The organism is Hyphobacterium sp. SN044 (assembly GCF_021864465.1).
Classification (GTDB): domain Bacteria; phylum Pseudomonadota; class Alphaproteobacteria; order Caulobacterales; family Maricaulaceae; genus Hyphobacterium.
In genome coordinates this window covers 1-280 of sequence record NZ_JAKKUV010000067.1, presented here as the reverse complement: position 1 = coordinate 280, position 280 = coordinate 1, and the positions used below count along the sequence as shown (strand labels likewise).

Below are 280 nucleotides of genomic sequence, written 5' to 3'. Positions count from 1 at the left end.
GACGATATCGCCTGAGACGTTCTTCAACTCGAGTGTTCCGGCGGCGCCCACCTGGAGCTTCTTCGTCTCGCGTTGCGTCTGCTCCGACCGAAACTCGCGATTCTGAAGGAACGCCGCATCGGCGTGACCGAGCCCCGGCAACCCCACAGTCACGCTGCGAATTGCCTCAGCGATCTCGCGACCGATGTCGGCACCGACGGCGCTCTCCACCGCCTCCTGAATCTCGCGCGCGACGTCATGCGAGACCTTTACACGCACTTGGACATCCTGCGCCATCGCC

At 63.6% G+C, this 280-nt stretch carries 1 protein-coding gene; it reads right to left on the bottom strand.

The window, feature by feature from the left end; all coding sequences use genetic code 11:
* On the bottom strand, positions 1-280 hold a 280-nt coding region (locus L5876_RS14680; protein WP_236957105.1), incomplete at both ends, for a hypothetical protein.